Annotated in this window: 16 protein-coding genes; 2 read left to right on the top strand and 14 right to left on the bottom strand. The window is 29.6% G+C overall.

Annotated elements, in window-relative coordinates:
* Nucleotides 1-19: 19 nt before the first annotated feature.
* Nucleotides 20-1,057 carry a dipeptidyl-peptidase IV gene (locus MTX53_RS03745; RefSeq protein ID WP_244834885.1) on the bottom strand — a complete coding sequence of 346 codons (1,038 nt, stop codon included), beginning with the start codon at nt 1,055-1,057 and terminating at the stop codon, nt 20-22.
* A 28-nt stretch (nt 1,058-1,085) separates the two neighbouring features.
* On the bottom strand, nt 1,086-2,039 hold the full coding sequence (locus MTX53_RS03740) for a phosphodiester glycosidase family protein (RefSeq protein ID WP_244835452.1): 954 nt from the start codon (nt 2,037-2,039) through the stop codon (nt 1,086-1,088).
* Between the two features lie 238 nt (nt 2,040-2,277).
* Here MTX53_RS03740 and MTX53_RS03735 point away from each other — a divergent pair, with 238 nt between their 5' ends.
* Complete coding sequence (locus tag MTX53_RS03735; RefSeq protein WP_244834884.1) at nt 2,278-3,252, top strand: biotin--[acetyl-CoA-carboxylase] ligase; 975 nt, start codon at nt 2,278-2,280, stop codon at nt 3,250-3,252.
* 93 nt (nt 3,253-3,345) lie between these two features.
* Here the strand turns inward: MTX53_RS03735 and MTX53_RS03730 are convergent, their stop codons facing one another.
* The 10 genes from MTX53_RS03730 to MTX53_RS03685 all read right to left on the bottom strand — a co-directional run bounded on the left by MTX53_RS03730 (nt 3,346) and on the right by MTX53_RS03685 (nt 14,063).
* Nucleotides 3,346-3,948 carry a cytidylate kinase-like family protein gene (locus MTX53_RS03730; protein WP_244834883.1) on the bottom strand — a complete coding sequence of 201 codons (603 nt, stop codon included), beginning with the start codon at nt 3,946-3,948 and terminating at the stop codon, nt 3,346-3,348.
* Nucleotides 3,949-3,987: 39 nt separating this feature from the next.
* Nucleotides 3,988-4,761 (bottom strand): amino acid ABC transporter ATP-binding protein, encoded by a 774-nt coding sequence (locus MTX53_RS03725; RefSeq protein ID WP_244835451.1) that lies wholly within the window; start codon nt 4,759-4,761, stop codon nt 3,988-3,990.
* Nucleotides 4,762-4,769: 8 nt separating this feature from the next.
* On the bottom strand, nt 4,770-5,438 hold the full coding sequence (locus MTX53_RS03720; protein ID WP_244834882.1) for an amino acid ABC transporter permease: 669 nt from the start codon (nt 5,436-5,438) through the stop codon (nt 4,770-4,772).
* Nucleotides 5,439-5,510: 72 nt separating this feature from the next.
* Entirely contained in the window at nt 5,511-6,278 is a 768-nt protein-coding gene (locus tag MTX53_RS03715) for a transporter substrate-binding domain-containing protein (RefSeq protein WP_244834881.1), read from the bottom strand.
* Nucleotides 6,279-6,327: 49 nt separating this feature from the next.
* Nucleotides 6,328-7,662, bottom strand: a complete 1,335-nt coding sequence (locus MTX53_RS03710) for an amidohydrolase (RefSeq protein WP_244834880.1) — start codon at nt 7,660-7,662, stop codon at nt 6,328-6,330.
* Between the two features lie 20 nt (nt 7,663-7,682).
* Nucleotides 7,683-8,930, bottom strand: coding sequence for a M20 family metallo-hydrolase (locus MTX53_RS03705; protein ID WP_244834879.1), 1,248 nt, complete (start codon nt 8,928-8,930; stop codon nt 7,683-7,685).
* 12 nt (nt 8,931-8,942) lie between these two features.
* On the bottom strand, nt 8,943-9,785 hold the full coding sequence (locus tag MTX53_RS03700; protein ID WP_244834878.1) for a MurR/RpiR family transcriptional regulator: 843 nt from the start codon (nt 9,783-9,785) through the stop codon (nt 8,943-8,945).
* 304 nt (nt 9,786-10,089) lie between these two features.
* Nucleotides 10,090-11,505 (bottom strand): group II intron reverse transcriptase/maturase, encoded by a 1,416-nt coding sequence (ltrA, locus tag MTX53_RS03695; RefSeq protein WP_244833187.1) that lies wholly within the window; start codon nt 11,503-11,505, stop codon nt 10,090-10,092.
* Nucleotides 11,506-11,965: 460 nt separating this feature from the next.
* Nucleotides 11,966-12,982, bottom strand: coding sequence for an aspartate--ammonia ligase (gene asnA / locus MTX53_RS03690; RefSeq protein WP_244834877.1), 1,017 nt, complete (start codon nt 12,980-12,982; stop codon nt 11,966-11,968).
* Between the two features lie 118 nt (nt 12,983-13,100).
* Nucleotides 13,101-14,063 carry an L-lactate dehydrogenase gene (locus tag MTX53_RS03685; RefSeq protein ID WP_244834876.1) on the bottom strand — a complete coding sequence of 321 codons (963 nt, stop codon included), beginning with the start codon at nt 14,061-14,063 and terminating at the stop codon, nt 13,101-13,103.
* 193 nt (nt 14,064-14,256) lie between these two features.
* Here MTX53_RS03685 and MTX53_RS03680 point away from each other — a divergent pair, with 193 nt between their 5' ends.
* Complete coding sequence (locus MTX53_RS03680; RefSeq protein ID WP_244834875.1) at nt 14,257-14,871, top strand: 3'-5' exonuclease; 615 nt, start codon at nt 14,257-14,259, stop codon at nt 14,869-14,871.
* Between the two features lie 141 nt (nt 14,872-15,012).
* Here the strand turns inward: MTX53_RS03680 and pflB are convergent, their stop codons facing one another.
* Nucleotides 15,013-17,241: a formate C-acetyltransferase gene (gene pflB, locus MTX53_RS03675; RefSeq protein WP_244834874.1), complete on the bottom strand. Its 2,229-nt coding sequence runs from the start codon at nt 17,239-17,241 to the stop codon at nt 15,013-15,015.
* Between the two features lie 50 nt (nt 17,242-17,291).
* Nucleotides 17,292-18,002 (bottom strand): pyruvate formate-lyase-activating protein, encoded by a 711-nt coding sequence (pflA, locus tag MTX53_RS03670; protein ID WP_244834873.1) that lies wholly within the window; start codon nt 18,000-18,002, stop codon nt 17,292-17,294.
* Nucleotides 18,003-18,008 lie beyond the last annotated feature (6 nt).

Raw genomic sequence — 18,008 nt, 5'->3', positions numbered from 1 at the left:
GTTTTCTCCTCCTAAAATATTATTTTTTATCTGAAATATTTTTATATGTTACTTTTCCAGAATTATCTTCAAGAGCTATAAAATCATTTGACATTTTTATAAGCCTGCCTTCATAATCCATTTTCTTACCAGATGTAATATTTTCTACTACTCCTTTAAGATTATCATTAACATATATTTCGCTCTTATCTGAGAAGAATACATCCTCTTTATCTATCGGAGAATCTATATTTACTTTTTTCCACTCAGTAGTATTTTCATCAAGAGTACCATAAATTATACTTGTTATCTTTTTTCCATCAACTTCTCCAATATATATGACATCCTGCCTGTCAATTCCAAGAAGTTCAAGATTTTTATTCGTATTAAATGTAAGTTCTTTCTTAGGATTTGTTTCATAAAATTTCCTTGATTCTTCATCTTGATATATAAGCCTATCCTGATGTGGAACAACACACATACTCAAAATCGATTCTGCATTTACAGGAAACTTTGTAAGATTATTATTTATGTCAATTCTATATACAATACTATTATTTCCATTTGTACTTACATCTATGTAATACACTCCTGTAATAGATGACACAGTAAAGTTATTAACTTTGAAGTTATCAGTATAACTACATACATTTGTAACTTCTGTCTGTGAAACATCTTTTGGATTATAAGTTACAAGCTGAACTTTATTTGTAGAAGATAACCTTACTTTTTGCAGTGCTGCAAGCCTATTTCTATCAGGAATCCATGTTAAAAATAGTATCTGTGCATCATTATCTCCTTCTATTTGTTTTGCTTCTCCTGTCTTAGCTTCCATCACATATGGATTATTGTCTACATAATATAAAATATACTTTCCATCAAATGATACCTGAACAGATTCAGCATTATTTGGAAGTGATGCATTTACTTCTTTTGATTTATCTTTATTAAGCTCAATTTTCTTACTATTAAAATATGATGTATGTCTAAATACTATTTTATCAAGAAAAAAAAGCAGTCCTAATTGCAAAACTAAAGATATCATTGCCCATGCAATTAATCTTTTAAATACTTTCATAAATAATTTCCTTTCGCTTTTACTATGTTTACTCTACGATAACCGCTGAAGGAATAAGTCTCTCTCCCATGCTGTATGAAGGTTCGTTTACAAGATCACCGTCATAATACATTGTAGATGATTTACCTCCATCTAAGTTTATGGCATTATAACATTTAAGCTTCTTCATGATTTCCTGAACTTCTTTAATTGTAGCTCCTGTGCTGCCTATTCCTCTTCCATCTATTACAAGCATTATTATAGCTCCATCTTCTTTTCTCTGTCCTATAGCTGTTCGTGGTGCAACACCCCAGCCTCCATCTCCTTTTATTGGTGTATTCTTACCATTTATAATAAGAGTTGGTTTAAAGCTTAATGCTTCGCTTGCTTTTATTTTCTTAAGATCATTTATGGAATATTTTCCAACAACCATCTTTCCTTCTTTTGTTATCGCAAAAAGATCTGTTTTACCAGCTTCACTTAAATCAGTATATTTTATCTCTGAATTTGTCATAATAACGCCTATAGGAAGTCCCCCTGTTCCTGTCCACTGAGTATCAGTAAAACCTCCACCATTTATTGCTGCTATTGCATCATTATTCTGTGCTATTTCAGTTGTTGTTTCTCCTTCTACTTTAAGTTTTGAAGTGACTCCTATTTTAACTCTTGTAGGATCTTTAATAACTAAGTAATATCCTGTGTATTTAGAATTATCATCGAGTTTATATAGTTCAATTGTACTGTCTTTAATTTTGGGTATATTTATTTCATTTAGATTTGTAGTTTCATCACTAGTTTCATCTACAGAATTATTTCCCAAAATATTATTTATTTTCTCTTCTGACATAAAAAGAGTTGCAAGAAATTGATGACTTTTTGATGTCATCGCTGCACCTATGTATGTGCTCTTTGCAGTTTCAAATGGACCATATAAAAGTAAAAATGGAAATGTACATACTGTAAATAATAATTCAAATATTAGAAATGTTATAAAAACACCCATTGATAATTTTGTTCTTTTTTTTCTTCTTCTCCTGACATTTTTATTAACATTACCATTTTTCATTCTTATGTTACGTTTATTATGCTGATGTCTATTCATTACTTTTTCCTTTCCATTATTTGTATTATGGAATTTAAATTTATATCCGTCATTATATTATATCACATTATATTTGATAAGAAAAAATCAATTTTTATATGCTTTTTATTATGTTATAATATTTGACGAGGTGTTAATAATGGAAGAAAAAATATTAGAGAAGCTAAAAACAGCAGATAATTATATTTCAGGTGAAGCTTTAAGTTCACTCTTAAATATAACAAGAAGTGCTGTATGGAAACATATAAAATCGCTTAAAAATAAAGGTTATAAAATTGAAGGTATTTCAAATAGAGGATATAAATTATTATCATGTCCTGATATACTTTCTTCAAATGAATTATCCCCACTTTTAAAAACAAAAACACTTGGACGAAATATAATACATTTTGATGATATAGATTCTACAAATACTGAAGCAAAAAAATTAGCACAAAATAATGCACCATCTGGAAGTATTGTGATTTCTGAAACTCAAAATAGTGGCAGTGGAAGATTTAAAAGGGTATGGACTTCACCAAAAGGCGGAATCTGGTTTACTCTAATTTTAAGACCTGAAATCGTACCTCAACAAGCTCCAAAAATCACACAGATAGCAGCCGCTGCAATGAACAAGACATTAAATGAAAAAAATATAGATACAAAAATAAAATGGCCAAATGATATTATATTAAATAATAAAAAAATCTGTGGAATTTTATGTGAAATGAAATGTGATATGGATATTATACACTACATGATAGTAGGTATAGGTTTAAATGTTAATATATCAAGAGAATCTTTTGATGATGATCTTTTTAAAACTGCAAGTTCTCTTATGATTGAAAAGAAAAAGACTTTCAGTAGAGCAGAAATTTTAGCTAGTTTTCTTAAAAACTTTGAAGATATGTATGACTCATTCGTAGAAAAAAATGATTTAACAGAAACTATAAATATATGTAGAGAAAATTCAAATACCTTTGGAAGAAAAGCAAAACTTATTACATTAAATAATGAAGAAATTGTAACATGTATTGGAATTTCAGATTCATTAAACCTTATAGTTAAAGATTCTTCTGGAACAGAAAGAGAAATACTATCTGGTGAGATAAGTTTTAAAACAATAGATGAATAGTATCTTAATAAAAATAGAGTCAAAAAATATTTATTATTTTTTGACTCTATTTTTATCTTTTGTAATTTAATATATAAAATCTTAAATAAAAAATTATAGCTCATTATAAGCTGATAAGAGTATTTCAGAAGAACCATCAATACCAAACTTCCCTCTATTAATCATTAAATCATAATTATCAACATTACCCCATTTATATTCTGTATATGAATTATAATAGCGGCTTCTTTGAGAATCTGTTTTTTTCATTAATTTTAAAGCTTCTTCTCTTTCAAGATTATAATGTTTCATAACACTTTTAACTTTTGTTTCTCTATCAGCATGTACAAATACACTTATCATATTTTTACTTTCGCGTAACATATAATCAGCACCTCTGCCGATAATAACACATGAACTTTTTCTTGCTAAATCAAATATAATTTCTTTTTGTATTTGAAATAGCTTATCATTAACTGGAATTCTAGATAAATTATATTTTGAATCCACCTCTTCAGGAAAAAAGTACCACTTTTGTTTTATCTTTTTCTCATCTATCTCTAATGCAGTATCATAATCAACATGGCTTCTTTCTGCAAACATTCCTATAATAGCAAGATCATAAAATTTAATATTTAATTTTTCAGCTAATTTCTTTCCAATAGCTCTTCCACCGCTTCCAAACTGTCTACTAATAACAACTATTTTATTATTCATACTGTAACCCCTATTCTTTTTGTTATAAATCTAATGTAATTATTCATCTATAACATCTTTTGTAAAGACCATATTAACAAATTTGCTAGTTCTTTCGCATATTGGATTTTCAAAAATTTGCTCTGGTGGGCCCTGTTCTATAATGTTTCCCTCTTCTAATACAACAACTTTATTGGCAATACTTTTTGCAAAGTTCATTTCATGTGTTACAATAACCATTGTCATTCCCGTTTGTGCAAGACTTTTCATTACTTTTAATACTTCTCCAACCATTTCTGGATCTAATGCAGATGTAGGTTCATCAAATAACATAACCTTAGGCTGCATAGCTAAAGCTCTTGCAATTGCAATTCTCTGCTTTTGTCCACCTGACAGACTTGAAGGTTTCACATTTGCTTTTTCAGATAATCCAACTTTTTTTAATAAATCCATTGCCATTTTTTCAGCTTCATTTTTCTTAATACCTTTTAAATCCATAGGAGCCATCATAATATTTTCAATTATAGTTTTATGTGCAAATAAATTAAAACTTTGAAAAACCATTCCTACATTCTGTCTTATTTTATTCAATTTTTTCTGTTCCATAGGCACTGATTTTCCGTTTTTTATAGTGTGTCCTATAAACTCACCATCAATTTCAATCGTTCCATCTTGATAAGTTTCAAGATAATTAATACTTCTTAATAAAGTACTTTTACCACTTCCTGATGGTCCAATTATTACAACTACTTCTCCTTCATTGACATCTAAATTAATTTCTTTTAAAACATGATGTGCCCCATAATATTTATTTAAATTTTTAATTTCTATCATTTTTTTTATCATTGCAATTCCTCCCCTGTACGAAGTTTGCATTCTAACATTTTTCCAATTATTCCAAATAAATTATTAATTAGATAATATAATACTGCAACCAAAATATATATTTCAATCGTCTTGAAATTTTTAGCTATCAAAGTATTTGCTTTTCTAAATAATTCTGCAACTGTAATTGTAGATAACAGAGATGAATTTTTTGTAAGTGAAATCAATTCATTTGTCATTGGTGCTATCATTCTTCTTAAAGCTTGTGGCAATATTATTTTTAGCATAGTCTGATTATGTGAATATCCAAGAGAACGTCCTGCCTCCATCTGACCTTTATCTATTGAAATAATTGCACCTCTAACTACTTGTGAAACATACGCTCCACTATACATTCCTAAAGCAATAATTCCGCATACCCAAGGCTCTGTCTGTATATTAAACAAAATTGGGAAACCATAATATATTAATACTAATTGTACAAGTAGTGGTGTTGATCTAAACCATGATAAATATGCACTTGCTAATGCTTTTATAATTTTCTTTTTAGATAATTCTCCAAAAGCAACTAATAGCCCAATTGTGATGCTTAAAAGAAAACCTAATAATGTATAAATAATAGTATATATAAACCCAACTAATAAAAAAGATAAATTGTTATCTTCAAAAACGACTAAAAAATCCATACTATATAATGCCCCCTTCTTAGTAATATGGTCTTCATATAAACATGAAGACCAATCACCTTAAAATTTTATTTATTTTCCAAAATATTTCTCAGATATTTCGTCATATTTTCCATTTTCTTTTAATGCTTCAAGTGCTTTATTAACTTTCTTAAGCATATCCTCGTCATCTTTTCTTAAACCATATCCATACATTTCCTTAGTAACTTCATAATCAAGCACTTTAACCTTACCTGATGCTTTTGCATACACAAGAGCCGCTGGTCTTCCTGTTACTACAGCATCAACTTTTCCACTTTCAAGCTGAAGGAACATCTCATTATTTGTTTCTACTTCAACTCTTTTTATATCAGAACAATTCTTTTCTAAATATTCAACTGATTTAGTTCCTACCTGAACAGCCACATTCTTGCCTTTTAAATCATCTAAATTTTTAACATCATTATTTTCTGTTTTTACCATAATGCTAAGACCACCTGGATAATATGGATCTGAGAAATTTATTGATTCTTTTCTTTCATCTGTAATATACATAGCAGATGAAATCAAATCAAATTTATTAGCTATAAGCCCCGGAATTAATCCTTTAAAATCTGTATTTACAAATTCTACATTTTCATAACCCATCTCTTTTGATAGCTCAGTAACAAGTTCAATATCAAATCCTTTATATTCGTTATTTTCCATATACTCGAATGGTTGAAATGTTGCATCTGTTCCGACTTTCAATGTTTTTTCTGTTCCCTGTGTTGTAGTAGCTGTTTGTGTTTTTCCACATCCTGCAAGCGTTAATACCGATAAAACTGCAACTACTAGTGATGTAATAATTTTCTTCTTCATAATTTTTTCCTCCTAAGCGTCTTTAATTTATTTTTAAAGTTAATATAATTTAACAATTTTGAAACTTAACCATAAGTTTTTTTACTCTATCAAGTACGTATTCACTGCTTACTGTCTTAAGTATTCCTTCATCAACAGTTATATTTCCATTTACAACAACTTTTTTTATAGCTGTTAATTGCATTGAATAAACAATATTCGGAATCATTTGTTCATCATTATCAAACATTGGCTGCATTGAAAAATCATTTAAATTAATTCCTACAAAATCTGCTCTCATTCCCTTTTTTATTTCCCCAATTGGAAGATCTAAGATAAGTCCTCCATTTTTAGTACCATAATTGAATGCGTCTTTACTATCAATTGTTAATGCATCTAATTTATCTACTTTTTGCAGTATAGAAGCCATTCTCATTTCTTCAAATACACTTATTCTATTATTACTACAAGCTCCATCACTGCCTAAACCTATCATTACTTTTTCAGAATTCATCTTTTTAATATTAGTTACTCCATCTGCTAAGAACATATTGCTTGATGGACAATACGCTAAATTTACTTTATTTTTGCAGAATAAATTCAGCTCATTTTCATCTAACCATACTGCATGGACAGCTACCATATTACTATTAAGTACACCTATTTTTTCTAATAGTTCAACAGGTCTCACCCCATATTTATTTTTTATATCCTCAACTTCAAATGGCTCTTCTGCAACATGAATATGAAATTTTGTTCCAAGTTCTTTTGCTAAATCTGCTCCTTTTTTTACCATTTCTATACTAGCTGCATGAAGACTATGTGGAGCTGGCAAAACAGTAGTCATTAAATCAGATGAATTATTATATTTTTGTGCTAATAATCTAGTATTACTTACTGCCTCATCTATAGTTTCTACATATCCTTTTGGCGCTCCATCCCAATCATACATAGTCCTTGCTAAAACTAAACGGATTCCAACATCTTTTGCTGCTCTTATAATTGCTTCATCACTTTCTAAGCCATCATTATGTACATAGAAGAAATCTGATACTGTTGTAACACCACATTTCATCATTTCTGAAAAAGCAAAAACAGCTCCTGTATATAAATCATCTGGTGTTAATATTGGAGAATATTTATATAATGCTTTATCTCTCCACTCCAAAAATGGCTTTCCTACTGCAAGTCCTCTAAGCAAACTCTGAAAACAATGATTGTGAATATTTACAGTTCCTGGTATCATTATTGTGTCAGTCCAATATTCTATTTCCTCATTAGAATACTTCTTCTTTATCTCACCTTCAGAAAGAATATCTTCTATCACACCATTTTCTATAACAACACCGTAATTATTTAATATTTTTTCTTCACTATATATTTTTTTCGCTATAATAATTTTCATAATTTCCTTTCCACACTTTTTTATATATCAAGTGTTTTATCTAATTCTATTAAAGTATTTATTAATGTATTGCCTGCTTTCTCTATATCTTGAGGTTTTGTATATTCTTCTTTGCAATGACTTTTTCCATCCTTGCTTCTAACAAAAAGCATTCCTACCTTTGTTATATCTGTCATATGTACAGCATCATGTCCTGCCATACTAACAAGCTTAATTGATTTATCTTGTTCTGTTTTTACATGCTTTTCTAAGACTTCAATTATTTTTGAATCCATTTTGACTCCACTTTGATTTAAATTAACTTCTCTTTTTATAATTACCCCTCTTCTATTTTCAATATCGTATATAACATTATCAATTTTCTTTATAAAATCATTTTTATATGATTCATCTGGAGTCCTTATTTCCATAATTAAGTTAACCTTATCTGGAATTATATTTGCAGCATTAGGATAAACATTTAAGTTTCCAACTGTAGAAACAATTTCTGTTTTTTGATAATCTTTAGCTATACTTTCTATATTTAATATAAGCTCTGATGAAGCTGTAAGAGCATCTTTTCTATTTGTCATTGAAGTTGTTCCAGAATGATTTGCTTCCCCTTTTATAGTAATTTTTTCTCGATAAATTCCGGTAATTGTAGAAACAACTCCAAGTGGAAGATTATTATTTTCTAAGTTTCTACTCTGCTCTATATGACATTCTATAAATGCACTAAGCTGATTTTTTTTCATCTGATCACATTCTAAGTTATCTATATTACCTCCAGCATTTTTTATAGCAGTTGAAAGAAGCATTCCATTTTCAGAGTTTTTACTCTTTTTAAGTAAATCATATTTTATCTTTCCTGTTATACTCCTGCTTCCCATTGTAGATATGCCAAATGGATTAGGCTCTTCTGCTGTAAATAATATAGCTTGATATGGATGTCTCAATTGTATTTTTTCTTCACATAAAGTATTCATTACTTCTAGTGCTAAAAGTACACCCATAGCTCCATCATATTTTCCTCCATTTGGGACTGCATCATGATGTGAACCAATTGCTAAAGGCAAAATATCTTCTTTTCCTTTCATTGTTGCAAATATATTAGCCATTGCATCAATTCTTATTTCTGCTCCTAATTTTTCAAACTGCTCACATAACCATTTTCTTGCCTCTAAATCACTACTACTTCCTATAGATCTATAAATTCCGCCTTCCTTATCTTTTCCAAAAAGAGATAATGTTTCAATATTATTTTCTAATCTTTTACCATTTATCTTCATTTTTTGTCCTTTCTAAGAAATATAGGTTATTTCTTTTTGTTCATATTTTTCTAATTCGTTAATTCTCTTTTCAAGATTTTTAATTTTCTTTGCTGCTTCCATTACTATAAAATTTAATAATACTGTTGCAGTTGTATATATATCAAAAAAGCTGCCATAAGAAATTGGAACTTCTATATAATACTTTGAAAAAGAAATTAGTGGACACACCATACTATTTGTCATAAGTCCTATTTCATATCCACAGTCATTCATATCTTTTAATTTATTTAGCAATAAAGCTGGATATCGTGGAAAAGAAATTACAAAAACAAAAGTATCTTTAGGGTTGTTTAAAACTATATTATTCCAAGCAGAACTTCCAGGAATTACAATTTCAACATTATCTCTTATTTTAGAAAGAGTATATTCAAAACTTTGAAGAAGCGTTGCAGAAAGTCTTGCCGAGATAAGTATCACTTTTTTACTTTTTACAATTTTATCAACAATATTTTTAAAATCATTTTTTAACATTATTTCTGGTATCATATTCAAATTATTTTTTTCTGATTCAATTATCTCTTTGTAACCTGATTCATCATTCTTTATTTTTTCAAGTCTTTTTGGTGCAGTCATTGCACCTTCTTGATGAATTTCCTGCATTATCTTTACAAATTCATTAAATCCTACGAAACCAAGTTCACTACAAAATCTTGATACACTTCCCTGGCTTATATTTAGCTTTTTTGCAACCTCAGTAGCTGTCATAAAACAAATGCTTTCCCAATTATTTTCAATAAATTTTCCTATTTTTTTAAATATAGCTGAACTTTGAGAAACTGCATTTATTTTTTTTCTAAGTTCATTTTCTTTCATATTCATTACTCTTCTTTCTTAATTCAATCATAGCTGTTTAAATAAAAAAGACGCCACGATATAATCGTGACGCCTTTGTCATTCAAGTTCTTTATTTATCTTTAGGTAAAGTATATATGCTAACATATCCTTTGTCAATGTTTTTTTGATATTATTATTATTTTTTTATTTTTTTTTGATAGTACCATCATTTTTATGCTTTTTTAATTAATTTACTAATCGAGTAGGAGCTAAATAATTATTTTATTTAGCGTCCTCTCACACCACCGTACGTACCGTTCGGTATACGGCGGTTCATCAGAAATTAATGTATCATTTGATATGTTTGTGTTAGACTAATAAATCCTAGAGATTCTAGGTATTTATTATTTAGAGAGTTGTTTAGTATAGGGCTTTTGGAGATTCTCCAATAGCCTTTTCTTGTATTTGCATATTCCCATGCTTTGTATTTATTGATTCCTAGTTTAGCTAAATTTCTTTGTTTAGTGCTAATCTTCTTCCATTGTTTCCATATGCAAGCTCTTAGTCTTCTTCTAATCCATTTGTCTAGTTCTACTAGCTTTCCGCGAGCGTTAGCAATTCCATAATAATTAATCCACCCTCTTGTGATTTGATTTAATTTTAATAGTCTGTATTCCATGCTAATTCCTTTATTTCTATTAGTATAGAATTTGACCTTCTCCTTAAATCTCTTTAGGGATTTCTCATGGATTCTTATTTCTGCTCCGCTTCTCGAAAAGTAAAACGAAAATCCTAAAAATTTTCGTTTAGATACAAAGTCTACTGCACTTTTATCCTTATTTACTTTAAGCTTTAAATTATTTTCAATTATATTTGTCATAGATTTCATTACTCTAAGTCCTGCTCTTTTACTTTTGACATATACATTATTATCATCTGCATATCTGCAAAATTTGTGACCTCGTCTTTCAAGTTCTTTATCTAATTCATCTAACATTATATTAGCTAATAATGGACTTAACGGACCACCTTGCGGTGTTCCTTCTTCACTTGTTACTGAAACCCCATTAATGAGAATTCCGCTTTTGAGGTATTTTCTTATTAATGCTAACAATCTTTTGTCTTGTATCTTCTTTTCAAGTTTACTCATAAGAATATCATGATTAACTTTATCAAAGAATTTCTCTAAATCCATATCTACAACCCATCTATTTCCTTGATTTATATATTGTTTTGATTTTGTTATAGCATCCTTTGCTCCTCTACGAGGACGGAATCCGAAACTATTTTCAGAAAATAAAGGTTCATATATTTTAGATAAAACTTGAGCAATAGCCTGTTGAATCAATCTATCTTGTACAGTTGGTATCCCTAATAATCTAATTCCACCATCTGGCTTGGATATTTCTTTTCTCCTTACAGGTGATGGGTTATATCTATTTTCTAGTAGTTTAGCTTTAATTGTTTCCCAGTGTTTCTTGATATGCTCACGAAGTTCATCGGTCTTCATTCCATCGACACCATGGCTACCTTTATTGCTAATTACTCTTTTAAGTGCTGAAAGCATATTATTTCTTTCTAGAACTTCTTCAAGTAATCTACTAGTATCAAATGCTCCATCGTTTACGCTTTCTCTATTTGGTAAAACCATAGGATTGCTCGGCACCTTTGATTTACCTTGAAGTTCCACTTCTACTTCCATCAATTGGTCTCTATATTGAGTTTTCTGCTTTCTTTGCAATTTCTTTGATTTATCCAAAGTTGTAAACCTCCTAACGTTCAGTCCTTCATCCGCTATCGCGATTAGCGGAGTTACTATGACTTCTGCTGACTTCTGATAGTTCAGCTATATATCACTATATAGGTTGTACCTAGAAACTTAATTTCTTTAGGCACTTATCTATCAGACCTCCCCAGGTAAGAACACGTACTTTCACCTCATCTATCTGCCACATTTACTCTTTCCGTTTCGGATAGTTATTGGGCTTTACTTTGTATAGCAAGTTCACCCACGGAATTGAGCCTCAGATGTGGTTCGTATTCCTCAGACCAAGGCTTTGCCGCCGACTTCCTTCAGATTCCACCTTGCGATGGACACCCTTGTCTTAAGCTAATGGTTGGCACTATCAGCCCCCATTACGGACTTTCACCGATTAGCACGTGCCCATGCTGGGCACACTATAAAAATAAGGCAGAAACAAAATGCTTCTGCCTTACTTTTATAATAATGTTATTTCATGTTCCTTACATGCTTTTATATTCTTTTCATCCCATACTGAAGATTGAACTTCACCTATATGAGCTTTTTTAAGAAAATACATACATATTCTTGACTGGCCGATTCCTCCACCAATTGTATATGGAAGTTTTCCTTCTAAAAGCATTTTGTGGAATTTAAGATTTCTTCTATCATCACAGCCTGATATCTTAAGCTGCTCATCTAAAGCTTTTTCATCAACTCTTATTCCCATTGAAGAAACTTCAAATGCTCTTTTAAGAAGAGGATTATAGAATATTATATCTCCATTAAGTTTCCAATCATCATAGTCAGGAGATCTTCCATCATGTTTCTTTCCTGATCTTAAAGCTCCACCAATCTGCATGATAAATACAGCTTTATGTTCTTTTGCTACAATGTCTTCTCTTTCAGAAGGTGTTTTATGTGGATATTTATCCTCAAGGTCTTGAGTTGTTACAAAAAATATTTTTTCTGGTAAATATTTTTCTTCTTTGATAAGTTCTTCACATGAAAACTTTTCTGTCTTCTTGAAAGCATCATATATTTTATTTACTACACATTTTAATGTTTCAATATTTCTTTCAGACTTATCTATTATTTTTTCCCAGTCCCACTGATCAACATATACAGAATGAAGATTATCAAGAACTTCTTCATCTCTTCTTATTGCATTCATATCTGCATAAAGACCTTCTCCTTTTTTAAATCCATATCTAAAAAGGCTGTATCTTTTCCACTTTGCAAGTGATTGCACAATCTGTACATCTTTGTTTGCTATCTTGATATCAAAACCAACTGGTCTTTCAACACCATTTAAATTATCGTTAATTCCTGTATCAGGCTCAACAAAAAGAGGTGCAGAAACTCTTGTTAGATTTAAATTTTCAGCTAAAGTTTTTTCAAAAAAATCTTTGATTTTCTTTATCTGAACTTCTGTTTCAATTAATGAATACTTGCTTTTATACCCTTCAGGTATAATAACACCATCAATTTTCATAATATACCTCCATATTAATAATCTTTTTCTCTGCCTAAAATATATAAGACAAAAATCTTAATTTATCTACAACGACAGCATACTTTAGATTATAATTTAGCAGGATTTCTTTGTCAATTTATAAGTTATCTTGCTCTAAAACTTTTTTAATATGTGATTTTAAAACATCAGCAGAATCTCTTAATTTTTTAAGTTCTGCAGGAGATTTAATTGGAGGATTAACTATTTTTACTGCACCCTTACTGTTTAAAAGAGTTGGAATAGCTAAATGAACATCTGAAATTCCATATTGTCCTTCTAAAAGAGTTGAAACAGTTAAAATTGTATTTTCGTCTCTTAATAATGCCTGAGCTATTCTTGTTGTTGCAAGTGCTACTGCAAAATATGTTGCTTTCTTTCTGCTTATTATCTCATATGCTGCATCTTTAACATCTTGTTCTATTACTCTTTTTATTTCGTCATCCCATTCAAGATCAAACTCTTTAGCGCACTCTTCAAATGACTGTCCAGCAATAGTTGCTGTACTCCAGCTTACAACTTCACTATCTCCATGTTCTCCTAATACATATGCATGAACATTATTATCACTTACCTCAAAGTATTTTCCAATTACATACTTAAGTCTTGATGTATCAAGAACTGTTCCTGAACCAATTACTCTTTCTTTTGGAAAACCTGATAACTTATATGTTATGTATGCTAAAACATCACATGGATTTGATAATACAAGTAAAACTGCATTTGGACTAAACTTTGCAACTTGTGGTATAAAGCTTTTAAAAATCTTATAATTCTTATCAATTAAATCAAGTCTTGTTTCTCCTTCTTTTTGTGCAGCTCCTGCTGTTATAATTACTATATCTGAATCCTTTGTTTCAGATAAACTTCCAGCATATATTTTAACTGGTTTTACAAAAGAAGTTCCATGAACAAGATCCATTGCCTCACCCATAGCTCTATCCATATTTATATCATTTATACATATTTCTGTTGCGACACCGCTTTGCATAAGTGAGTAAGCTGTAGTTGCTCCTACAAATCCTGCACCTATTATTGAAATTTTACGTTTTGTTTTTAACATTATATACTCTCCTCCTAAATAAAATGTCTTTGCTTTTCTATTATAGTATACTCTACTCATAAATAAAAATTTTTTTCTTTTATGTTATTATTTCCAAAACATAAAAATATATTTATTAATCAATCATTTAAAAATCTTTTTTATTAATATATAATTATTTTGTTAATGTAAAAATTTTTAAGGAGATTATTTAATGAAATTATTATTTTTTGATACTGAAACTACAAGCATAAAACCTGGCAGCATTTGTCAGCTTAGTTATATTACTGTAGATGCATCAGCAAAACCTCAAATAACAAAAGGACATAACTATTTCTTTTCAGTTGATGAAATGGATCCTTCAGCTCAAGAAGTTCATGGTTTTTCAATGGAAAAACTTTATGAATTGTCAAATGGACAGTATTTTGAAGATTTATATGAGAATTTTATAAATGATTTTAAAGAAGCTGATTTCTTAATTGGACACAATGTAAATTTTGATATAAAATTTTTAAAACATGAACTTGAATGTCTTGGAGAAATCTTTATACCTAAAGATAAATTCTGTACAATGGCATATTATAAAAATATATGTGACATAAAAAATCCAAATGGAAACACAAAAAATCCACGTCTTTCTGAAGTCGTAGACTTTTTAAAGATAACAGAAAATGATATCTCAGAGCATTCTAAAAAATTATTCCAAAGTTCTGAAGCATATCATGATGCAAGATTTGATACAACAGCTACATATCTTACTGTAATTTATGGACTAAAAAAGGGATTTATAAAAAGAGGATATTTTTCAAATATTCTTAAAAACAAGTAGCTTATAATAAGCAGATTAAAAAAAGACAGTAGACAAATTTTATAGAAAAGAATTAATCTTTTCATCATTTGTCCACTGTCCTTTATATAAATAAGCTTTAATTTTAATTTAGAAAACTATAATTTAAATTTTACTATTTTTTTAAATTGATTCATGGAATGTTCTTTTTATAACTTCTTGCTGCTGTTCTCTTGATAATCTATTAAAGTTAACAGCATATCCTGATACTCTTATTGTAAGTGTAGGATATTTTTCTGGATTATTCATTGCATCAATTAATGTTTCTCTATTTAATACATTAACATTTAAATGATGTGCTCCTTGAACAAAATATCCATCTAGTATTGAAACGAGATTATTTTCTCTCATTTTTTCATCCTGTCCTAATGCTTGTGGAACTATTGAGAATGTATTTGAAATTCCATCCTGGCATACATCTCTATAAGGTATCTTAGCGACTGAATTTAATGATGCTAAAGCTCCATTTTCATCACGTCCATGCATTGGATTAGCTCCAGGAGCTAGTGGTTCACCTTTCTTTCTTCCATCAGGAGTTGTTCCTGTTTTCTTACCATACATTACATTTGATGTAATAGTAAGAGCAGATAAAGTATGATATGCATCTCTATAAGTTTTATGTTTTTTAAGTTCTTTTATGAAAATAGTTAGTAAATCAGTTGCAATATCATCTACTCTGTCATCATCATTTCCATACTTTGGGAAATCTCCTGTAACATCAAATGAAACAGCTATACCATTATCATTTCTTATAGGCTTTACCTTTGCATACTTTATAGCAGAAAGTGAGTCAACTGCAACTGAAAGACCTGCAACTCCAAATGCTATAATTCTTTCTACACAAGTATCATGAAGTGCCATCTGACCTGCTTCATATGCATATTTATCATGCATATAATGAATTATATTTACTGTATCTACATAAAGATTAGCAACATATGATAAAACTTTTTTATAGCTTTTAACTACCTTATCATACTCTAAAATTTCATCATTCATCTTTTCAATATGTGGAACAACTTTTTCAAATTTTATTTCATCAAAGCCTTCATTTATTGAAAGAAGTAAAGATTTTGCTAAATTACATCTTGCTCCAAAAAACTGCATCTGTTTTCCAACTTTCATAGCAGATACACAACATGCTATCGCATAATCATCTCCATAAATAGGTCTCATTACATCATCATTTTCATACTGAATAGCATCTGTCTTTATTGAAATTTCTGCACAGTATCTCTTGAAATTCTTTGGAAGTTTTTCTGACCATAATACTGTAATATTAGGCTCTGGTGCAGCACCTAAATTAATAAGTGTATTTAAATATCTATATGAATTTTTGGTAACCATAGGTCTTCCAGTTATTGTCATTCCTCCAACTGATTCTGTAACCCATGTTGGATCTCCTCCAAATAATTCATTATATTCAGGAGTTCTTAAATGTCTTACAAGTCTCAATTTTATGATAAACTGATCTATCATTTCTTGAGCTTCTTTTTCTGTTATTAAGCCTCTTTCTAAATCTCTCTCTATATAGATATCAAGGAATGTTGATGTTCTTCCAAGAGATGTAGCTGCTCCGTTATTTTCTTTAACTCCAGCAAGATATCCAAAATAAGTAGCTTGAACTGCTTCTCTTGCAGTTTCTGAAGGCTTTGAAATATCTACTCCATATGACATAGCCATGTCTTGTATTTCTTTAAGTGCTCTTATCTGCATTGACACTTCTTCTCTTTGTCTAATACGATCTTCATTCATTGTTCCGTCTAAATTATCAAGATCTTTTTTCTTATCTGAAATAAGATAATCTATTCCATAAAGAGCAATTCTTCGATAGTCTCCTATTATTCTTCCTCTTCCATATGCATCAGGAAGACCTGTTAAAAGTCCTACATGTCTTGCTATTTTTGTTCTCTTAGGATATGCATCAAACACTCCATCATTATGTGTTTTTCTATACTGTGAAAAATGCTTTTTTATATCCTCATTAAGCTTATATCCATACTGACTAAGTGCACTTTCAGCCATTCTCATTCCGCCATATAAGTTAACTATTCTCTTTAAAGGTGCATCTGTCTGAAGTCCTACTATTACTTCATTTTCTTTATCTATATATCCAGGTTTAAAATTGTTTATTCCTGATACTTTATCAGTTTCAACATCAATTATTCCTTGCTTTATTTCTTTTTTTATAAGCTCTAAACACTTATCCCAAACATTTTTTGTCTTATCTGTTATTCCTTCAAGAAATGAAGAATCTCCTTCATAAACAGTATAATTTTTTAATATAAAGTTTCTTACATCTATCTCTTTCTGCCAGTTTCCTTCTTTAAATTCATTCCATTCTTTAAACATAATATTACTCCTTAACTATAATTTTTCAGATTATTCTGAATATTTTTTATTTAGTATTCCCCAAAAAATTCTTTTAAAAGGGTATCTGTTATTTTTTTATCCATAGGCTTTACACCATCTAACGGGTATTTAATTTTCATCTTTTCATATTTATTTACTCCAAGAACATGATACGGAAGAAGCTGAACTTTTAATACATTAGGAATCTTTTCTATGTATTTTTTAAGTCCATAAATGTGCTCACGCGAATCTGTAAGATTTGGTACAACAACATGTCTTATCCACATCTTAGTATTATTTCTTATCATAGCTTTTAAAAATTCTTGTGTCTTTAAAATATTTCCTGATGTAATATTTTTGTATCCTTCTTTTGTATAATGTTTTACATCATATAAAACAAGGTCTGTGTATTTAAGTATTTCATCATAATTACCATAACCATATCCAGCTGTATCTATACATGTATTTATTCCTCTTTCTTTTAAAAGTTTAAGAGTTTCAAGTAAAAACTCTGGCTGCAAAAGAGGTTCTCCACCAGAAAATGTTACACCACCACCTGAAGAAAAATACGGTTTATACCTTTCTACTTTCTTAACTACCTCTAAAGGAGTATAAAGCTTTTCGCTTTCGCATTTCCATGTATCAGGATTATGACAATACTTACATCTTAAAAGACATCCTTGCATAAAAATAACTGTTCTTATTCCTGGTCCATCAACAAGACCCATTGATTCAAAAGAATGAATTCTTCCTTTAACCATATGCTG

Source organism: Clostridium sp. BJN0001, assembly GCF_022869825.1.
GTDB lineage: Bacteria > Bacillota > Clostridia > Clostridiales > Clostridiaceae > Clostridium.
This window is presented reverse-complemented; position numbering and strand designations above follow the sequence as displayed.

What these genes read in the sequence shown, in the direction of transcription:
- MTX53_RS03710 (WP_244834880.1), bottom strand. Translation starts at nt 7,662, where the DNA reads ATGAAAATTATTATAGCGAAAAAAATATATAGTGAAGAAAAAATATTA.
- MTX53_RS03680 (WP_244834875.1), top strand. Translation starts at nt 14,257, where the DNA reads ATGAAATTATTATTTTTTGATACTGAAACTACAAGCATAAAACCTGGC.
- MTX53_RS03705 (WP_244834879.1), bottom strand. Translation starts at nt 8,930, where the DNA reads ATGAAGATAAATGGTAAAAGATTAGAAAATAATATTGAAACATTATCT.
- pflA (WP_244834873.1), bottom strand. Translation starts at nt 18,002, where the DNA reads ATGGTTAAAGGAAGAATTCATTCTTTTGAATCAATGGGTCTTGTTGAT.
- pflB (WP_244834874.1), bottom strand. Translation starts at nt 17,241, where the DNA reads ATGTTTAAAGAATGGAATGAATTTAAAGAAGGAAACTGGCAGAAAGAG.
- MTX53_RS03735 (WP_244834884.1), top strand. Translation starts at nt 2,278, where the DNA reads ATGGAAGAAAAAATATTAGAGAAGCTAAAAACAGCAGATAATTATATT.
- MTX53_RS03685 (WP_244834876.1), bottom strand. Translation starts at nt 14,063, where the DNA reads ATGTTAAAAACAAAACGTAAAATTTCAATAATAGGTGCAGGATTTGTA.
- MTX53_RS03720 (WP_244834882.1), bottom strand. Translation starts at nt 5,438, where the DNA reads ATGGATTTTTTAGTCGTTTTTGAAGATAACAATTTATCTTTTTTATTA.
- MTX53_RS03725 (WP_244835451.1), bottom strand. Translation starts at nt 4,761, where the DNA reads ATGATAGAAATTAAAAATTTAAATAAATATTATGGGGCACATCATGTT.
- asnA (WP_244834877.1), bottom strand. Translation starts at nt 12,982, where the DNA reads ATGAAAATTGATGGTGTTATTATACCTGAAGGGTATAAAAGCAAGTAT.
- MTX53_RS03745 (WP_244834885.1), bottom strand. Translation starts at nt 1,057, where the DNA reads ATGAAAGTATTTAAAAGATTAATTGCATGGGCAATGATATCTTTAGTT.
- MTX53_RS03730 (WP_244834883.1), bottom strand. Translation starts at nt 3,948, where the DNA reads ATGAATAATAAAATAGTTGTTATTAGTAGACAGTTTGGAAGCGGTGGA.
- MTX53_RS03740 (WP_244835452.1), bottom strand. Translation starts at nt 2,039, where the DNA reads ATGGGTGTTTTTATAACATTTCTAATATTTGAATTATTATTTACAGTA.
- MTX53_RS03700 (WP_244834878.1), bottom strand. Translation starts at nt 9,785, where the DNA reads ATGAAAGAAAATGAACTTAGAAAAAAAATAAATGCAGTTTCTCAAAGT.
- MTX53_RS03715 (WP_244834881.1), bottom strand. Translation starts at nt 6,278, where the DNA reads ATGAAGAAGAAAATTATTACATCACTAGTAGTTGCAGTTTTATCGGTA.